This window comes from Pontibacter sp. FD36 (assembly GCF_015686655.1).
Lineage (GTDB): Bacteria > Bacteroidota > Bacteroidia > Cytophagales > Hymenobacteraceae > Pontibacter.
This window is the reverse complement of the sequence record NZ_JADPMP010000006.1, coordinates 1-18710: the sequence shown is the minus strand read 5'-3', so window position 1 is coordinate 18710 and position 18710 is coordinate 1. Positions and strand designations below refer to the sequence as shown.

At 51.1% G+C, this 18710-nt stretch carries 11 protein-coding genes; 6 read left to right on the top strand and 5 right to left on the bottom strand.

The features are described 5' to 3' along the window. Positions 1-44: 44 nt before the first annotated feature. The gene (locus I0P70_RS09420; protein ID WP_196117074.1) at positions 45-2693 is read left to right on the top strand and encodes a S8 family serine peptidase; all 2649 of its coding nucleotides are present in this window, start codon (positions 45-47) and stop codon (positions 2691-2693) included. Between the two features lie 245 nt (positions 2694-2938). Here the strand turns inward: I0P70_RS09420 and I0P70_RS09415 are convergent, their stop codons facing one another. The 5 genes from I0P70_RS09415 to I0P70_RS09395 form a co-directional block, all read right to left on the bottom strand. Further along, entirely contained in the window at positions 2939-3742 is an 804-nt protein-coding gene (locus tag I0P70_RS09415; RefSeq protein ID WP_196117072.1) for a M57 family metalloprotease, read from the bottom strand. Positions 3743-4110: 368 nt separating this feature from the next. Then, a complete protein-coding gene (locus I0P70_RS09410; protein WP_196117071.1) occupies positions 4111-4992 on the bottom strand; it encodes a YicC/YloC family endoribonuclease in 882 nt (293 codons plus the stop codon). Positions 4993-5148: 156 nt separating this feature from the next. Then, entirely contained in the window at positions 5149-6300 is a 1152-nt protein-coding gene (locus I0P70_RS09405) for a serine hydrolase (protein WP_196117069.1), read from the bottom strand. 8 nt (positions 6301-6308) lie between these two features. Next, complete coding sequence (locus tag I0P70_RS09400) at positions 6309-9515, bottom strand: hypothetical protein (protein WP_196117067.1); 3207 nt, start codon at positions 9513-9515, stop codon at positions 6309-6311. Positions 9516-9519: 4 nt separating this feature from the next. Continuing rightward, the gene (locus I0P70_RS09395) at positions 9520-10611 is read right to left on the bottom strand and encodes an FAD-binding oxidoreductase (RefSeq protein ID WP_196117065.1); all 1092 of its coding nucleotides are present in this window, start codon (positions 10609-10611) and stop codon (positions 9520-9522) included. Between the two features lie 82 nt (positions 10612-10693). Here I0P70_RS09395 and I0P70_RS09390 point away from each other — a divergent pair, with 82 nt between their 5' ends. The 5 genes from I0P70_RS09390 to I0P70_RS09370 all read left to right on the top strand — a co-directional run bounded on the left by I0P70_RS09390 (position 10694) and on the right by I0P70_RS09370 (position 18304). Then, entirely contained in the window at positions 10694-11332 is a 639-nt protein-coding gene (locus I0P70_RS09390; RefSeq protein WP_196117064.1) for an MBL fold metallo-hydrolase, read from the top strand. 9 nt (positions 11333-11341) lie between these two features. Then, positions 11342-12046 (top strand): CDP-diacylglycerol--serine O-phosphatidyltransferase, encoded by a 705-nt coding sequence (gene pssA / locus I0P70_RS09385; RefSeq protein WP_196117062.1) that lies wholly within the window; start codon positions 11342-11344, stop codon positions 12044-12046. Between the two features lie 234 nt (positions 12047-12280). After that, positions 12281-15835 (top strand): type IX secretion system sortase PorU, encoded by a 3555-nt coding sequence (porU, locus tag I0P70_RS09380; RefSeq protein ID WP_196117060.1) that lies wholly within the window; start codon positions 12281-12283, stop codon positions 15833-15835. A 49-nt stretch (positions 15836-15884) separates the two neighbouring features. Continuing rightward, complete coding sequence (gene porV / locus I0P70_RS09375) at positions 15885-17009, top strand: type IX secretion system outer membrane channel protein PorV (RefSeq protein ID WP_196117058.1); 1125 nt, start codon at positions 15885-15887, stop codon at positions 17007-17009. A gap of 14 nt (positions 17010-17023) precedes the next feature. Beyond that, on the top strand, positions 17024-18304 hold the full coding sequence (locus tag I0P70_RS09370) for a pitrilysin family protein (RefSeq protein WP_196117056.1): 1281 nt from the start codon (positions 17024-17026) through the stop codon (positions 18302-18304). Positions 18305-18710 lie beyond the last annotated feature (406 nt).

Below are 18710 nucleotides of genomic sequence, written 5' to 3'. Positions count from 1 at the left end.
ATTCTACCAGGATAGAAACTGAGCTTAACTTTTACGTCTGCTCTATGCCACCACGCTACAAACTTAAACAAACATTTTGGGTACCTGTGCTTTGCCTGCTGGCGTTGCTCCCGCTCCACCTCCAGGCACAGCAAGCAGCGTCACCGCTCCCAAAGCAGGTAATCCGCAAACTCGCACCTCCCCTGCAAGGGGTCACCAGAGAACTTCCAGCTGCCTCTTATCGCATCAAAGTATCAGACAAACAGGGTTTCTATACCTGGCTTCATCAGCAGCAACTGGATCTAAGGGTTTCAGACACAGGCGATCAGCCTAATACCCTGCTGGTGACTGGCATTAAACCAAGCCAGTTACTGCAACTGGCTGATTCCCCTAAAGTCCTATACATCGACAAGCCTCACCGTCAGGCCGTGGAAGAGTTGGAGTTGCGTGATGCAGACTTTGTGGTGAACAATGTCTACGCTGCCCAAGCTGAATTTCCAGAGCTGACCGGTCAAGGTATGGCGGTATCCGTAAAGGAATACGCCTTTGACCCGGAGGATATCGATTTGCAGGGCCGTGTAATCAACCCGCAGTCAATGGAGGGCAACCGTAGTCCGCACGCCACCACCATGGCCACCCTGATAGCAGGCGCCGGCAATACCGGTCCGAATGGCAAAGGTGTCACGCAGCATACCTTTATCGCTCACTCCAGCTTCGAGGAGCTGTTCCCTGACGAGAGCGAGACACTGCTGGCTCAAGGTATAAGCGTTCAAAATCACTCCTATGGTGTGGGTGTGGAGAACTACTATGGCCTGGAGGCGCAGGCCTATGACCAGCAGAGCTATCAGCATCCTGAGTTGCTTCACGTATTTTCGTCGGGCAACAGTGGCGATAAATCCGAAACAAGCGGCACTTATGCCAACCTCCCAGGTATAGCCAACCTGACCGGGCAGTTCAAGACCTCCAAAAACACACTGAGCGTGGGAGCACTAGACCCGGATGGGCAGGTAGGCATGCTCAGTTCCAGAGGACCTGCTTATGATGGTCGCATCAAGCCTGAACTGGTAGCGCACGGAGCCGGAGGCACTTCGCAGGCTGCTGCTGTGGTTTCAGGTATAGCCTTGCTGGTGCAGCAGTCCTATCGGGCAAAGTATGGCAGTTTGCCACCGGCCTCACTGGTAAAAGCGGCCTTGATCAACAGTGCCGATGAAGTAGGCAGTCCAGGACCTGATTTTACGTCAGGATTTGGGAATGCCGATGCGCTCGGGGCGCTTCGAGCCATTCAAGCGCAGCATTTCAAATTGGATGCTGTTGCAACGGGTCAAACCCGCAGCATTCAGCTGAAAGTCCCCACAGGCGTACGCCGGTTGAAGGCAACCTTGGTATGGCACGACCCGCAAGCAGAGCCTAATGCCGAGCAGGCGCTCATCAACGACCTTGATCTGGTGCTGCGCCACACCTCCTCGGGCAAGAGCTGGCGGCCTTGGGTACTGAGCACTTACCCACACCCCGACTCGCTGCACCGACCAGCACGGCGGAGCATCGACCGCCTGAACAACGTAGAACAGATCACGCTGGAAGCACCAGCAGCCGGCACCTATACCTTGCAAGTGACCGGCTACAAAGTACTACAGGGACCGCAAAAGTTCAGCCTGGTGTATGAACTGGAGCAGGGCATGGAATGGCTATACCCTGTTGCCGCTTCTACCCTCACAGCCGGACAACCCAACCGCCTTGCCTGGCAGACTGGCACCGTTACTGGCATAGCCACGCTGCAGTACCGCCTGCAGGCTTCTGACACCTGGCACACTATAGCAGAAGGTATAGATCTGAGACAGGGCAGCTATACCTGGCAAACGCCGGATACAGCAGCACTAGGACAGCTCCGCATGCTCAGCAAAGGCATGGACCTCCAAACAGAAACCTTTATCCTGGCTAAGCCAGCAGATCTACGCATCGGCTTTAATTGTGAGGAACAGGTGATGCTACACTGGTCCAGACAACCCAATGCCCAGGAGTATCAGCTATTCCAGTTAGGTGCTACCCATCTGGAGCCGCTTCTGAAGACAGTTGACACCCTTGCTATAGTAGACAGAAGCTTACTCCAGGGAAATTACCTGGCAGTAGCCCCCCTCATTGAGGGCACCCAGGCCGCCTACGGCCGAAGCATCACTGCCGAGGTTGAAACATCCCCCTGCTACATCAGTAACTTTCAGCCCCGCCAGTTAGTGACTCCCGATGTGGTCCGCTTTTCCCTAAGTCTCAGCACTACGCATCAGTTAGGATACCTGCGCCTGGAGCGCCTAGAGAAAGATGGATTTGAGACTGTGCATGCCGGTACGCCTTCCAGTAGCTTGCGCTACCAACTCATAGATAACAACCCCGTACCTGGCCGCAATGTGTACCGGGCAAGTGTCACCACAACCGATGGCAAAATGATTTATAGCCAGGAGGAGACGGTAATTCATACTCCAAAGAACTTTGTACAGGTATTCCCTAATCCGGTAGCGGCAGGCGAAACTGTGTTTGTAGCTGTGGAAAGCGAAACGGTGAAAGTTCAGATCTTTGACCGCCTGGGCAGATTTGTACAGGAATCGCAGGAAACCGGTATGCTGAAGGAATTACAGACGAAAGGCCTTTCCCCCGGGCTCTACATTATCCGTTTTACAAATGAAAAAGGAGCAGTAGTATCAGGTAAGATGGTGCTGCAGTAAGTTTTGAAATTGCAGGGCTGACAGTCCGTCCAGATCAAGTCCCTGTATCAACCGGATCCTCAGCTATCCTTATCAAACCGCATACCTATACCTATACCTATACCTATACCTATACCTATACCTATACCTATACCTATACCTATACCTATACCTATACCTGGCTGCTGTGCTTGAAAATAGGCACAAAAAAAGCACAGCTCCCTGCCGGGAACTGTGCTTCTCAGACCATAGTTAAACGCTCTGGATTACTGATACAGGTATCTCAAAGCTGTTCTGTCGTTGGAGTTGAAGTAGCGGTTCACGCCAGTGCCGATGCAGGCCAGCATCCAGGAGTTAGGATCAGCGCCAGTCGGTGTGCCCGGGATGTGCACAGCTCCTACTGTAGAAGCACCCTCGTTGTAGTACGAACCACCACAGCTGTAGGCTCTGTTCATGTAGTCGGTGTGACGGAAGCCGATCGTGTGACCGATCTCGTGCGCCAGGATCGTAGCCAGGTAGTTGGTACCCGGGTTGGAGCCCAGATAGTCTGAGTTCACTTTAACAGAGTTGTAAGGGTTGCCGCCGGAAGGAAAACCAGCAGAGGCCAGGTAAGAAGACCCGCTTGGCGCCTTTGATACCAGGATGTTGTAACCCGAGGACACACGACGGAACTTCAGGCGCAGGTTCTCGGCGTTGAAGCGACGGATGGCTTCGTCCAGGGCTGATACATAAGAGGAAGGCAGGCTGGTGGTGATGGCCACGTTGATCGTGCGGCTGGAGCCCACGCTTACCAGGTTGTTGGTGCGGTACTGCTCCTCCTCACCCACGCGCAGGGCCGTGGTTTCCGGAGAGGCCTGCAGGTCGCCTTCAGAGAAGAAAATGTCACCCTCCACAATGTAGCCACCCTCGGTGCGCTGCACATTGTCTGTATTGAAACCCATCTCTGAGATTTTGGCCATGGCGAGGGGTGAAATCTCGTTGGCTGTTACATCTGCCTCTTCTTTCTGGCAAGAGGAGAAACTGAACATGACCGCCAGGGCCAGGAGCGAAAGTAAGCGTGTTGTTTTCATTAAAATATATTTTTATAGTTAAACATGACGAAATATAGATGAAAACAACCAGCCACACAACAACCTAAACAAACTGAAAATCAGCGTTTTAACAACATATTTATCGCTCTCAAAAAGTTTCGGAAATAATAAACATTAAATATAACTTATATAAGAATTTAAGGATGCTTATGAAACTGGGTTGCAATAACAAAGCACCCCCACAACCAAAAAAAATTTCAAAAAGAATTAAAAAAAATTCTTCAGGCCTCTATCTGCATGCGAATGTTTAAACACTAATCCTCAGAGAGATGGCGTCAGCTATTGATCACAAAAAAAGCAGCTACCCGCATAGGCAGCTGCTTTAAATTGGCTCGGTAGCAAGTTTGCTATAGGATGTTGTTGATTTGCTCTTTTATCTTTTCCAGCTCCTCTTTCATTTCCACGACATGATGTTGTATAGTCGCGTCGTTGGCTTTGGAACCGATCGTATTGATCTCCCGGCCGATCTCCTGCGAAATGAAACCCAGCTTTTTGCCAGTAGGCTCCGGCAGGTATACCGTTTCCGTGAAGTAATGCAGGTGGTTGATCAGGCGAACTTTCTCTTCCGCTATATCAAGCTTTTCCATGTAATAGATCATCTCCTGCTCGTAGCGGTTCTGGTCGTAGTGGTCGGAATTTGATATTTCAGTGATATGGTTCTTGATGCGGTTGCGGATGTACTCCATGCGCACCGGGTCTTGCTTTTCGACCTCAGCCAGCAGTATTCGGATACGATCAATGTAGGACATGATCTCTGCAGTAAGCGCCTTGCCTTCATCAGCCCGGAACGAGTTGATGCTCTCAAGCGCCTGCTGCACTAGTGGCTGAACTGTATCCCAGTCGGCTTCGCCTTCCTCGTCTTCGCCCTGGTCCTGCTGCAGTACATCCGGCATGTGCAGGGCCAACCGGAAAAGGTCATTTTTAGATCCGCCCACCATATCGGCAGCCGCGTTCAGTTCCTCGTAGTATGCTTTGAGTAGGTCTTTGTTGATATTACTCTTGGCTTTCTGCGCTTTGTTTTTAGCATAGTCAACGCAGATGCTCACTTTACCGCGCACAAGCGCTTTTGTCAGCATGGTGCGGATCTCGTACTCACGCTCCGAAAGGAAGCGTGGCAGACGCACGGACAGGTCCATACCTTTGGAGTTGAGCGATCTGATTTCGACGTTAATAGAATACTGGTCAGTATCGAGGCGGGCACTGCCATAGCCTGTCATGGACTGCAACATAAGCACTATATAAGATGATGTTCCGGCAAATTAGCTATAATTCCTCACTTATACGCAGGTGGAAAGCTAAAAGCTCAAATCCGGACAGGCAGCGGGGTCCTGACAAGGCGATGGAATTCCAGTCCGAGTCCTGTCTTTTTGGAGGGGATCCTATACCTAGGGCACCATTTGATTTACCGCATCAATCATACCCGTGACCTCAGCAGGATGATGGTTAATGCGTTCGCCCCTTTTTTTGCCAAGTCGCACAATCACAAGCTCTTTCTCAGGCAGCACGATGATGTACTGCCCCAGTATGCCACGTGCGTAGAAGATGGATTGGCCTTTGTAGTCCGGAAGTAACCACCACTGGTAGCCATAGTGCCTGGTAGGATCACCAGTGTTGGCATCTGTCAGGCCGCTTGGGGTAAGGGAAGCCTGCACGTACTGTGGCGATACAAGCGTATCACCCTGCCAGACTCCTTTTTGCAGGTATAGTTGCCCGATACGGGCAAAATCTCTGGCATTAGAAAAGAAGCAGCAATAGGCTTTCTCATTTCCGAGGGGATGGTCAATGCTCCATTCAGCCTTCTGCTCCGCTCCAAGGGGGCGCCACAGCTTCTCTTCGGCATAGTCCGCCAGCCTTTGACCGGTGGCCGCTTCCAGCACGAAAGCCAGTATTTGGGTATCACCGCTTTTATAGGAGAAGGCCTGACCGGGTTCCTCCACCGCTTCCAGCCTTCGAATCACTTTCTTCAGGTCAGACCCATAGTAGGCCTCGGTTGTGACAGAGAACGGATTGCCATAGGATTCGTCCCAGTTGAGGCCGGAGCTCATCCAGAGCAGGTGCCGGAGTGTGATCTTTGCCTTTGCTCCCTCTCTGAAATCCGGTAAAAAATCACTTACCGGCTGGTCTATACTTTGAATTGTTCCCTCCTTCAGGGCTATACCTACCAGGATGCTCACAATACTTTTGGCTACCGAAAACGAGTTGCTCAGCGACTCTTCTGAATAGCCGTCCCAGTACTGCTCATACAGAAGCGAATCGCGGTGCACCACCACGAAGGCAACTGATTCCAGCTCCTTGTGCAGCTGTTGCAGCTCCTGCGGCAGTGTAAGCTGATTGTAGTTTGTCGCAAGCGGCCAGGGCCGGGGTTCATCAGCCGCTTTGATCTTGCGCTGGTGAAAGATCAGGTGATCGTCAATATCAGCGAAGTTATGGTACAAAGCTTTGTACACGTAGTTTTTGTCGGCCATGTGCAGCCAGGCGGCTGCCAGACCGATCACCAGAATAAAGCCAATACCAAATCGTTTGGTTTTCCGGTTCATGCCTCTGTTTAGAAGTCGTAGCCTAAGGTGATGTAAAACTTAGGCCCTCTGCGCGAATTGTCCTCCTGGCTCCAGGCCATGTCAACCTTGCCGTATACCCCGAACAAGGTGGTACGTGCACCTACACCATAGCCCAACAGGAATGGGTTACGATAGTTGATCACCGTGATCTCGAACGGACTCGTGTTGGTTTGGTCTATACGGCCGCCTATCACGCGGGTATTGATAGAGTTGTTGCCCGTGAACGGGTTGGTACCATTGTAAGCTGACCCGGCGTCACCGAAAGCAGTGAACTGCAGGTTGCGGAAGAAGCCCGAAGGTATAGGTCCGTCATAGAGATACTGCACAATAGGTACGCGCAACTCCAGATTGGCCAGCAGCACTTTGGAGCCCCGACGAGCATTGAAATTGAAGCCACGCAGCGGAGTCGTGTAATCAAGGTAAAACAGGTCGGCTGGCGTTCTCACCACAACAGCATCGCGCGGGTTGCCGTCGTCTTCTGATGCGAAGAGCCAGTTGTCCATGCCCCCGATCAGGAAGTTTTTGGGCGCGTTACCGAAGAAAGTACCATAGTTGATACGACCTGCCAATGTGATCTGTCGGTGAATTTTCTGGTAATGACGCACATCCAGGTAAAACTTACTGAAGTTCTCAGAACTGTGCTCAAAGTTTTTCAGGCTCATGATACCTGCTTTCATGCGGGTGCCTTCCAGCATATTTACGCCCCGCACCACGGAGTTGTCAAAGACCAGTTCCACACTACCGCCACCGAAGTAGTCGGTTCTGTCTGGTGTCACAAAACTGTTGATGTAGGTAAAGCGCGTGTTCACAAACCTGGGCTGCATGCGGATGCTGGTGCTGTAGCTGAGCGGGTATACCAGGGTAGGCGAGAATTCGTGTTTGCCGAAGCGCACCACAGAGCCCGGGAACTCCGGCGCCTGCCCCACGATCACATCACGCCGGTACTGCAAGCCGATGTCGAAACGGTTTTTGAGGTTCATGTATTCGGCAAACATGCGGCTGGTCTCGAGGTCGGTGCGCACAAAGGCGTTGCCCCGGATGTGATGGTTTTCGAACAGGTCGCTCATGTTCACGCCAGCCACTATACCAAAGCCCAACTGCGGATCAGCGTATACCGACGTAATCACCTCCTGCACACTAAAGCGCAGGTCATAGTTTACAGGGCCTGCAATCGGTACGCCACCATCAGTTGTACGGGCGCGCTGCGGTGCCGCGGCCTGTGTCTTGGCCTTTGCTTCCGCTTCCTGCTGCTCTTTGGCATCGCTCTCGAACTGGTAGTTTTCAATGTCTACTTCCCCCTGGCGTGGCGTTCTCTTGCGCGTAGTTGTGCCCTCCACTATTTTGCGTGTGGTAGCAGTTGTTGCTGCGGCGGCGCTTCGGGCGCGGGTTTCCAGTATAATCTGCCGTGAGGTCTTAGGGAGCGAGTCCTGGGTGGTAGGACTGAATGTCGGGAAAGCGTAAACAAAGCTGCGGGCATTGTCTCTGGCCGTCAGTACCAGGGCATTTACACCTCCCCCTACGTCATAACTCTCGATATCCTGCAGGAAGTTGGTGATGGGACGACTGGTGCCAGCGGCAATATCGAAGCGATACAGGCTGCGCACACCGGTCTCTTCGCTCAGGTATACCAGGTTGCCGTCATCTGTGGCACGTGGTCGCAGTTCGCTCGCTATGGAGAAAGTGATTTGCCGGGCATTGCCCCCGTCACGTGACATCAGGAAGATGTCGTAGTTGTTTACCACACCCGCAAAACTACCTGTGGCTGTCTGCCCGGTCGTATCAATGAAGCGGTTGGAGCTGAAGGCGATTTGGTTGCTTCCCCCTTTGAGGAAGACCGGCTGTATATCGTCGTAAATGTCATTGGTGAGTTGCTGCTGCATACGCCCGCCGCTTGAAAGCAGGTATAGGTCAGTCTGCCCATCGCGCACAGCGCTGATCAGGAGCGTACTGCCGTCTTCGGAGTAGCTCATGTCACGCACCTGCGAGAACTGGCTAAGCGTTACGGCAGGGGTACGGATATCATCAAACACCGGGATGCGGGAGCGCCGGCGGGTCGAGTTGATCTGACGCAGCACCATCTGGCCTCTTCTTGCTTCCACAAAGCCAAGCTGCGTGTTGGTACGCCAGGCCAGCACAGGCAACTTATAGTCGATGCGCTGGTCAACGGTCTTATACCCGCTCTTCCATACCACACGACTGCGGTTGCTTCCTACCTCTTTCACAATGATCTGGTAGCTGCCGTTCTCGTTTTCGGCGTAAGCCATCAAAGTTCCGGCCGGGTTCAGCACAGGTTGGGTATACTGATTGTCTTTTCTGTTCTTCTGGAAAATTTTATTCTCGGCAGGCAGGCTCACCAGCGGATTCTCGCCGCGGGTGTTGATCTGCATGTAATAGTTATGGCAGTCCTGCAGGAAGCGCTTGTATGGAATGTTCAGGCTGCTGGTAATGCCCACCTCGGTGTCGCGGGTAATACGGGTCAGGTTCAGGATGTTTTGAATGGAGGTATAGCCATAGCGTTCAGCAATGTAGTTCCAGACAGCCTGACCGCCTAACTCCTGATCACGGGCTAGTACGTCTTCCATGCGGGCTTTGCTGTTGACCATCAGCATGTCGCGCACATAGTTGTCCATGCGCAGGCTCCAGCCCTCAGCGGTGTAAGCCGCCACCCCACTGATAAACCAGTCAGGCAGGCGCAGCAGGTAACTGCTCTGCAGCGCCTCTTTCAGGCTGCCGCCATACATCATGTCGTTTAGCAGGAGCTCGGTTAGCTGATAACTCAGGTCACGCTTAAAGTCAGTTTGAGTACCATCGTAGGCTAGTTCCAGCTTGTTTTTGATAAAGAGCGTTTCGCCCCCGGTCTGGAACTGGTCGCGCTGCATACCGATGTTGCTTTGCTTCAGGTCCGTCATCGAGTTATACACGATGAGTGTGATCTTGGAGTAAGGATAATAACCGATAAAACTGGTGATGCGCTTAAGTTCACGCTCAGCATACTCAGCCGCATTGCGTGCTGACTGGTCGCCGCCGGCATAGAAGTATATGTTAAAGTTCTGGGTGCTGTAGAGCTTCCAGTCGAAGTTCTTATACTGAATTCGGCTCCGGCCAAAGGTCTGCACATTAGGCTGGGCCATAGCCACTTCGCCTGCAGCAACGCAGCACAGGAACAGTAACAATAACCTTATGGTGAAACGCATGCGCTTAGAGTTCTTGGTTATGGTGTTTTATGTAGTCGTAATATAACGAATAATATCTCGAAATGTGTACGTCTGACAGTATTTCTGCCCCTCCAATCAATGCCTTGGCAAACACATCAGCCAGGTAAGGCGCCATCAGCACACCTTTGGAGCCCATCCCGTTGAACACGCTCAGCTGCGCATGTTCCGGGTGCCGGCCCATAAGCGGACGGCGGTCGCGCACGGCAGGCCTTATACCGGCCCAGTGCCTGCTCACCTGATAAGATTGTGTGGTAATCTGCTCAAAGCGCTCGCTCAGTTCTTCCCTGCCTTCCGGGGTTGGCAGTTCGTCGGGTTGACGCCAGTTGTAGGTGGCCCCTATCTTGAAGCGGCCCTCTCCTACCGGAACAACGTAAACGGCTTTATTATAGATGCATTCCGGGTTAAAATCCTGTGTTTGCACCTCTAGCACCTCACCCTTGGTAGGCTGCAACGGCAGCCATCTGAAGTACGGGTTGTTCACCACCTGCCAGCCTTCACAGAAAACCACATGCCTGGCTGTTATGTTTTTGTAAGTTACTCCCTGCTCTACCAGTTGCAATTGGTCTATTTCAAATCGTTCCGGCAACAATGCATTGTCCTGCTGCAAGTCTTGCAGCAGCAGATCGAGTGTATCGGCAATACGCAGGTAGCCGCCTTTCTTGATCATAATGCCGCCAAACTGGTCCTGAACAGAAGACTCCTGGCCGGTGCTTTGGGTATAGGTGGCGCCAATGTATTCGCTCCAGTTTCCTTCGGCGCTTTTGGCCATCCAGTTGTTCTGCTCCTCTATGGTCGAAAATACTTTGTAGATGGGTTTGTGTATGAAAAGCTCCTGATCAAATCGCACTTCCAGTTCGTCATAAAAGCTATCGGCGTAGGGCAGCAGCGTGTCAACGAGCCAGGACTTGGCAAAGCGCTTGCCTGCCACCGGGTTTACGAGGCCAGCCGCTACACGGGAAGCAGAGTTGGCTTTGGGCTCGTCGATCACCAGCACCTGCTGGCCCTGTTTGCGTAAGGTATAGGCAAGTGTGGCGCCGGCAATGCCATGCCCCACTACTATATAGTCATAATTCATACAGGCAATTTACGACTTACGCCTGAAGTTCGTAACTTAGAAGCCGAATTTGTGGGCTACGCGCCCTCTGAACGAGAACAACATGAACATTACCTGTCTTACATTTAACCCCTTCCAGGAAAACACTTACCTGCTGCACGACGACACAAAGGAGTGCGTGGTAGTAGACCCTGGCTGCTATGAGCAAGCTGAACAGCAGGAACTGAAGCGCTACATTGAAGCAAACGATCTGAAAGTGGTGGGCCTGCTCAACACCCACTGCCACATCGACCATGTACTGGGCAATAAGTTTGTGGCTGATACCTACGGTGTGGAGCTGGAGATAAACGAGAAAGAGCTGGAGATCCTGCGTGCTGTGCCGGTATATGCTCCAAACTATGGTTTTCAGATGTACAGCGGTATGGAAGCCTCAACCAACTACCTAAAGGAAGGCGACACGGTCAAGTTTGGCAATACCGAGCTACAGATTATTTTTGCGCCCGGCCACGCACCCGGCCATGTGGTGTTTTATAGTGAACCCGACAAGGTATGCATCGGAGGCGACGTATTGTTCAAAGGCAGCATTGGCCGCACCGACCTGCCTGGGGGTGACTTCGATACCTTGATCAACAGCATCAGAACCAAATTATTCACGCTGCCGGATGAAACGGTGGTATACCCGGGTCACGGACCAGAAACCACCATCGCGTACGAAAAAAAGTATAACCCATTCCTGCGCTAAGCCTTCCGGATGAAGAACTACATACCTAACGCCATCACCTGCCTTAACCTGTTTTGTGGATGCCTGGCGCTATACTTTGCTTTTAACTTTCGCTTGGAATACGCGGCCTACCTGATTGGTTTAGCCGCTATCTTCGACTTTATGGACGGCATGCTGGCCCGCGTGCTCGGGGCTTACTCTGAGATAGGCAAGCAACTGGACTCGCTGGCTGACATGGTTTCGTTTGGAGCTGTGCCAGGTGCTATCATGTTCGGACTCCTGACGCAGGCCGAAGCATCGGTGTTAGGTATACCTGCCGACATTCTGCCTTTCTTCGGCTTTCTGATCACGATCTTCTCGGCACTGCGCCTTGCCAAGTTCAACATCGACACACGGCAGGCGGAGTCTTTTATTGGCGTACCCACACCGGCCTGCTCTATGTTTATCGGTTCGCTGCCGCTGATACTGGCCACCTCCGGCAACCTGTACGATAACGTTATCCTGAATCCGTACTTCCTGCTGGTGGTAACGGTGGTATTCTCATACCTGCTGGTGGCGGAGTTGCCGCTGTTTGCGCTCAAATTCAAGAACCTGACCTGGAAAGACAATGCTATCCGATTTGTTTTCCTGGGTATCTCTGTCATCTTGCTGGCACTTGCCAAATTCGCAGCTATACCGCTGATCATCGTGCTGTATGTCGTGTTGTCCATCTTCAAGAAAGCCCCAACCTCTTGAAATTTACGGCCGGACTCACTGTAAAGCAAATTTCCGGACAGCAAGCTCCATAGGAATGGCACAAGGTATAGCAGCATGTTGTAATCCGGTTAGAAGCGCTGCAAACCCCTATCGATAGGTATGGCGCAGGGCTGCCGGCGCTGTCTTCACAATTATCGCTCAATTATTTAGCTGGAAGGATAAACTTCTGTAAATTTATACAGCCTCTTATTCATTAATTTACCTAAGTCTGCCATGCGGATTTCTTTGCTGCTGTATACCTGTCTGCTGTTCGGCTCCAGCCTGCTAGCGCCCCATGCAAGGGCACAGGAAATTGCAGCTGCTCCGCAACAAGGGCAAACATCCCGCAACACTACCCAAAGCACTGAGGGCACCCAAAGCGCATTCGCCACTTCATCGGCGCTCAGCACAGGCAACTGGTATAAGATTGGCGTAACCGAATCAGGTATACACCGCATCGACAGGGCACTACTGCAGTCACTTGGTGTCAAAACCCAGCAGCTCGACCCACGCACATTGCAGCTATTTGGAAACGGAGGCGGGATGCTCCCGCAGCCCAACAATGCACCTCGCCCTGACGATCTTGTGGAGAATGCCATTTTGGTGGCAGGTGAAACCGATGGCCGCTTCGACGAGTCGGACTATGTACTGTTTTACGCACAAGGTCCTCATACCTGGCAAGCTACAGGCGGCAGCCCGGCCTTTCGCCACAGCCACAACATCTACTCCGATACTGCTTATTATTTTGTTCGGGTAGGAGCTGGCGAGGGCCTGCGGATAAGTGAACGCGGCCAGGCAGGTGGTTCCGGCCAAACTATCAGCAGCTACAACGAGCGCCTCTACCACGAGCGTGATCTGAAGAACATGGTGTACTCCGGCAGGGAATGGTACGGGGAAGACTTCAGCGCCTTCACAACCTCCCGCGAAATCAGCCTGCCTGTATCGGATCTGGTGCCGGGATCTGATGTAAGGCTCACGGCTTTCCTGATGGCGAACTCATCGGCAGAGAGTTCTTATACCTTGCGCCTCAACGGCCATACTTTGGGCACGCAGACGATCAGCGGCCGCGGTACGTTTCCTTACCATCCGGAAGGCGTGAACAGCATCAGCACCTATACCTTAAACCAGCAAGTACTCGGGCAACCGACGGAGCTGAAGGTAGGGATCAACTTCAGCACAGGCAGCAACTCTACTGCACTTGGCTTCCTGAATTACCTGACACTTAACTACGAGCGCCAGCTCAAGCTTTACGGTGACCAAACCAGTTTCCGCTCCGTGGCGAGTCTGGCCAGCCCGGTGAGTACTTTCCGTATGGCAGGCGCACCCGTTTCCACACAGGTATGGGACGTCACGGATCCGCTGCGACCTGCCCTGCAGCAGACAAGTCCTTCAGGCACGGATCTGAGTTTTAGTGCTCCAACTGATGTGCTCAGGGAATTTGTGGCATTCAGGAACAACACAGGGCTGAAACCAGCAGCTTTTGGGAGGGTGACGAACCAAGACCTACACAGCCACAACCTCGATGGCAACCTCGACCTGGTTATCCTGACTCATCCCCGCTTTTTGCAGGAAGCTAATCGCCTGGCAGCACACCGCCGGCAGCATAGTAACATGCAAGTTGCAGTTGTTACCACCACGCAGGTATACAACGAGTTCTCGTCTGGAGCGCAGGATGTAACGGCCATACGCGACTACATGCGCATGCTCTACAGCCGCAGCAGCAAGCAGGGCGACGATGTGATCTACCTGCTGCTCTTTGGTGACACGTCTTACGATTACAAAAACCGACTGACAAACAACACTAACTTTGTGCCCGTGTACCAATCCCGGCAATCGCTGCACCCGATTAGCAGCTACTCTTCCGAAGACTACTATGGTTTTCTTGATGAGGATGAGGGCGAATGGGCCGAGAACAGCACTGGTGACCACCTGCTTGATATAGGTATAGGCCGACTACCTGTAAAGACCACGACAGAGGCGGCGACAGTAGTTGACAAGATCATCGCTTACGACAGCCCGGGACATTTTGGGAAGTGGCGCAGTCAGGTAACTTTTGTGGCTGACGACGGTGACTACAACGAGCACCTGAACGATGCCGAGTTCCTGAGTAGCTACCTTGAGCGTGAGCACATCAGTTACAATCCCAACAAGGTATACCTGGACCTATACCCACAGGAGGCTGTCGCCAATGGGCAGCGTGCACCTGAAGCAGCAGCAGCTATCGACAAAGCTGTAGAGCAGGGCTCCCTGATCGTGAACTATACCGGACATGGCAACGAAGTCAGCTGGGCTTGGGAGCAGATTCTGACGGTGCCGCAGATAAACAACTGGCGAAACAAAGACAGGCTGACTTTTCTGCTTACCGCCACCTGCGAATTCGGTCGCTACGACGACCCAAGGCGCTCCTCTGGTGCAGAACTCGCTCTGCTAAATTCACAAGGAGGTGCCATCGGCCTGCTTACCACCACGCGTCCCGTTTTCTCCAGCGATAACCGGGTACTCAATCGCAACTTCTATAGAGCGGCTTTCAGTCCTGTAAATGGTCGGATGCCCCGACTAGGTGATGTAATGCGCCTGACTAAAAACATCAGCCTGACAGAGACAGGAGGTTCCAGGGGTGTGAACAACCGTAACTTCACACTGCTGGCTGATCCTTCTCAGCAACTAGCCTATCCCCACTTACAGACGCAAATCACACAGATCAATGGAAGCCAAGCCGCTTCCGACACGCTTGGGGTATTAGGTAAGGTAAACATGAAGGGCGTAGTGACGGCTGCAGACGGCAGCATCGCCACGAATTTTGATGGCTCTTTGCACATCACTGTTTTTGAGAAACCGATTACCCGCCGCACCCTGGGTGACAATACACCGGAGCGCACAGGCGAACCCGCTATACCTGGCGGTAACCAGCCTTTACCAGTTCAGCTGCGCGAGAACATTGTGTATGACGGACAAGCCACTGTCAGATCCGGTACCTTTGAGCTGAGCTTTGTTGTTCCCAAAGATATCGACTACCGCTATGGCGCTGGCAAGATCAGCCTCTATGCCAAAAGTGCTGCACATGATGCTTTGGGAGCCGACACTGCAGTGGTCATTGGGGGCACTGCCTCAGGTATAGCCATAGACAATACACCTCCTGTCATTAAGCTGTTCATGGATGACGAGTCTTTCGTATTCGGAGGCACAACGGGTCAGAACCCGGTCCTGTTGGCAAAACTTTTTGACGAGAACGGCCTGAACACGGCAGGTATAGGATCGGGACACGAGATGGTCGCTATACTGGATGAAGGCACCGACCAGGCCATCGTGCTTAACGACTACTACACTTCTGATCGCGACAGCTACCAGTCTGGCTCTATACGCTACCCTTTCAAGGACTTGAAAGAAGGCCCGCATACTTTGTCGCTTAAGGCCTGGGACACGCACAACAATTCAGCACAGGAGCGGTTAGAATTTATCGTGTCGAACAACGAAAAGTTAACGATAACACAGTTGCTGAATTACCCGAACCCATTCTCCACGAATACGACCTTTCATTTTGACCACAACAGGGCGGGAGAAAATATAGATATCCATATACAGATATTTACCGTATCAGGAAAACTGGTTAAAACACTGCAAGGCACAAGTTATGCCAGCCAGTCGCACCTGGCAGACATAAACTGGAACGGGAGAGACGAATTTAACGACACATTAGCACGCGGCGTATACGTTTACCGAATCATTGTACGTTCTCAATATGATGGCGCTACAGCCACCAGATTTGAGAAACTTGTGCTCTTGAATTAGTAAAATCCTATAATATTTCTATATTTGATTTTGCAACAATACCCTCTATATGTATAAGAAAAATCTACTTGTAAAAGCCACTGCATTTGTGGCTGCATTCTTTTCAGTGCACTTTGCATCAGCACAAACATCTACTATTGGCCAAGACTCTCGCACGGTAACCACCGCCGTTCCGATTTTGACAGTAGCTCCGGATGCACGCTCTGCCGCTTTAGGCGATGCGGGTGTTGCCATCAGCCCTGATGCAAACACACCACACTGGAATCCTGCTAAGCTGGGCTTTGTGCAGAACGACATGAGTGTAAGTTTTTCTTATTCTCCATGGCTGCGAAATATCGTGGACGACATGTCTCTCAGCTACCTCTCAGGTTATAAAAAACTATCTGAAACATCTGCCATATCTGCCTCGCTTCTATACTTTGACCTGGGTGACATTCAGTTCATCGATGCCAACGGAAACGACATCACTGAATTCTCTCCTAAGGAGTATGCGCTGTCAGTTTCTTATGGACAAGCTTTGAGCGAATACTTTAGCTTAGGTATAGGTGCCCGTTTCATTCGGTCTAACCTGGCCGGTAATGTAACCATTGGCGGTGGCGCTACGCCTTTTGAATCAAAGCCAGGTAATACAGCCGCTGTAGACGTAGGCGTATACTATAACCGTGATCTTTCTCAGAACCTGAACCTGGGTCTGGGAGCTAACATCTCTAACATCGGTGGAAAAATTGCCTATACTAATGGTGACCAGAAAGATTTTCTACCTACTAACCTGAAACTAGGAACCGCGATTACGTATAACCTTGACCAGTACAACTCATTGACTTTTGTGCTTGATGCCAACAAGCTGCTGGTACCATCGCCTGGTGCTGACAGCACACAGACAGTGATCAGCGGTATCTTTACTTCTTTCGGTGATGCCCCGGGTGGATTCAGTGAGGAACTGAAAGAAATAAATTTCTCTGGAGGTGTAGAATACTGGTATAACAACCTGTTTGCCGCTCGTCTTGGTTATTTTTATGAAAACCCGGAGAAAGGCAACAGAAAGTATATTTCAACAGGTGTAGGTTTGCGTTACCAGAAATTTGGCATTGACGCGGCATACCTGATTCCAAGCGAAAGAGGTAATCCTCTTGCTGAAACCATTCGCTTCAGTTTGTCGCTTAACTTAGATTAAAAACTAATTACAGAATGCTTGATAGAACAAAAGCACCAGAAATACATGAAATAGAAGCAGTAACGCTACAGATAGCCGAGGTAAGTCATCTGAGCAACGGAGCGAGACTGCATTATATAAGAAGCGAAACCCAGCCTGTTATCAGGCTGGATTTTGTTTTTAAAGCGGGTAAGTGGTATGAAGACCAGGCAGGTCTAGCTGACCTGACGGGCAAAATGCTTTTTGAAGGCAGTAAGAATTACACAGCCAAGCAGATTGCTGAGAAAGTAGCCTATTACGGAGCCTCTTTTGAAAACAACCATGGTTACGACCGATCGGAGTTCACGCTTTACTGTCTGAGCAAATATGTACCAGAACTACTGCCGCTTATACTTGATGTTCTGCAAAACCCTGTCTTCCCGACAGAGGAGTTTGAACTACTTCGCAAGCGCAACCAGCAAAACCTGAAAGTACAGCGCCAGAAGAATAATTACCTTGCAACACACAGCTTCACAAAACTGGTTTATGGTGAAAAGCACCCCTATGTGTTTGGCCTCGATGAAAATGCATTAGATACTATTGCTAAAGAAGAGCTAGCGAACTTCTATAAGAGCAGGTACAGCACAGACCAGCTGGAAGTTTTTGCATGTGGCGCTATCGATGAAGAATTGGAAAAACTTCTGGAAAAGGAGATATCAACTCTACAGTTAGCAGAAGTAACAAGTGACATAACTTCACCTACCTTGGAGACTAATAAGGATGAAGACTTTGTCTTGATGCCTGAAAGCTTACAATCCTCCATTCGTTTAGGCAAACAGTTTCCGATTATCGGGCATGAAGACTATCATAAGCTTGTTGTACTTAATGAGATACTAGGTGGGTATTTTGGATCGAGGCTAATGCGCAATATTCGGGAGGACAAAGGCTATACCTATGGAATCTATTCAGCTATATCGCCGAAAGAGCATGATAGCTTATTTTTTATCGGTACAGATGTAAACTATCAGGTTACATACAAGACTATAGAAGAGATTCGTAAAGAAGTAAAGCTACTACAGGAAGAGTTAGTGCCGGAGGAAGAGTTACAAACCGTAAAAAGCTACATGCTTGGCAAATTCTTAAACGATATCGCCACTATCTTTGAGCAATGTGACAGGTATAAACGCATTGTACTGCATAAGCTTCCTTATGAGCATTACAATAACTACATCAGTACTATAAGAGGTATAACAGCTGAAGAACTTAGAGATCTGGCAAACCAGTACATTGCACTAGATGGTTTAAAGGCTGCTATAGCCGGTAAAAAACCTGATTAGATCACTTCCCTCAATACATATTTGAAGAAACAGAGAAGGCTGCCTTGATGGGCAGCCTTCTCTGTTTACATTAGATGCAACTTCATTTTAGATGTTAACACTCTACTTCTTCCCTTGGAGGTAGGGCTGTTGAGTACTAGCAGATTCTCCCCTTGAGTACAAGCGGGACGCGCGTCGAAGCTTGCGAGCGAAGCTCCCAGAGAGGTGTGGAGGCGGCGCATGCACCGCAAACAGGTCCGCTGCTGGCCCATTCCCCGAGGGAATAGTTTCCGGCAGAACCTACGCACGCCCCTTTCTTGGGGAGTTGTCTAAAACGGGGACAGCCCCTGACTCTTTTCAGAATCAGGGGCTGTCTGTTGTTGGGGTTGGCGGCCACCTACTCTCCCGGGTGTGACCCCAGTACCAT

What these genes read in the sequence shown, in the direction of transcription:
- pssA (WP_196117062.1), top strand. Translation starts at nt 11,342, where the DNA reads ATGAAGAACTACATACCTAACGCCATCACCTGCCTTAACCTGTTTTGT.
- I0P70_RS09415 (WP_196117072.1), bottom strand. Translation starts at nt 3,742, where the DNA reads ATGAAAACAACACGCTTACTTTCGCTCCTGGCCCTGGCGGTCATGTTC.
- I0P70_RS09370 (WP_196117056.1), top strand. Translation starts at nt 17,024, where the DNA reads ATGCTTGATAGAACAAAAGCACCAGAAATACATGAAATAGAAGCAGTA.
- I0P70_RS09410 (WP_196117071.1), bottom strand. Translation starts at nt 4,992, where the DNA reads ATGTTGCAGTCCATGACAGGCTATGGCAGTGCCCGCCTCGATACTGAC.
- I0P70_RS09405 (WP_196117069.1), bottom strand. Translation starts at nt 6,300, where the DNA reads ATGAACCGGAAAACCAAACGATTTGGTATTGGCTTTATTCTGGTGATC.
- I0P70_RS09395 (WP_196117065.1), bottom strand. Translation starts at nt 10,611, where the DNA reads ATGAATTATGACTATATAGTAGTGGGGCATGGCATTGCCGGCGCCACA.
- porV (WP_196117058.1), top strand. Translation starts at nt 15,885, where the DNA reads ATGTATAAGAAAAATCTACTTGTAAAAGCCACTGCATTTGTGGCTGCA.
- I0P70_RS09420 (WP_196117074.1), top strand. Translation starts at nt 45, where the DNA reads ATGCCACCACGCTACAAACTTAAACAAACATTTTGGGTACCTGTGCTT.
- I0P70_RS09400 (WP_196117067.1), bottom strand. Translation starts at nt 9,515, where the DNA reads ATGCGTTTCACCATAAGGTTATTGTTACTGTTCCTGTGCTGCGTTGCT.
- I0P70_RS09390 (WP_196117064.1), top strand. Translation starts at nt 10,694, where the DNA reads ATGAACATTACCTGTCTTACATTTAACCCCTTCCAGGAAAACACTTAC.
- porU (WP_196117060.1), top strand. Translation starts at nt 12,281, where the DNA reads ATGCGGATTTCTTTGCTGCTGTATACCTGTCTGCTGTTCGGCTCCAGC.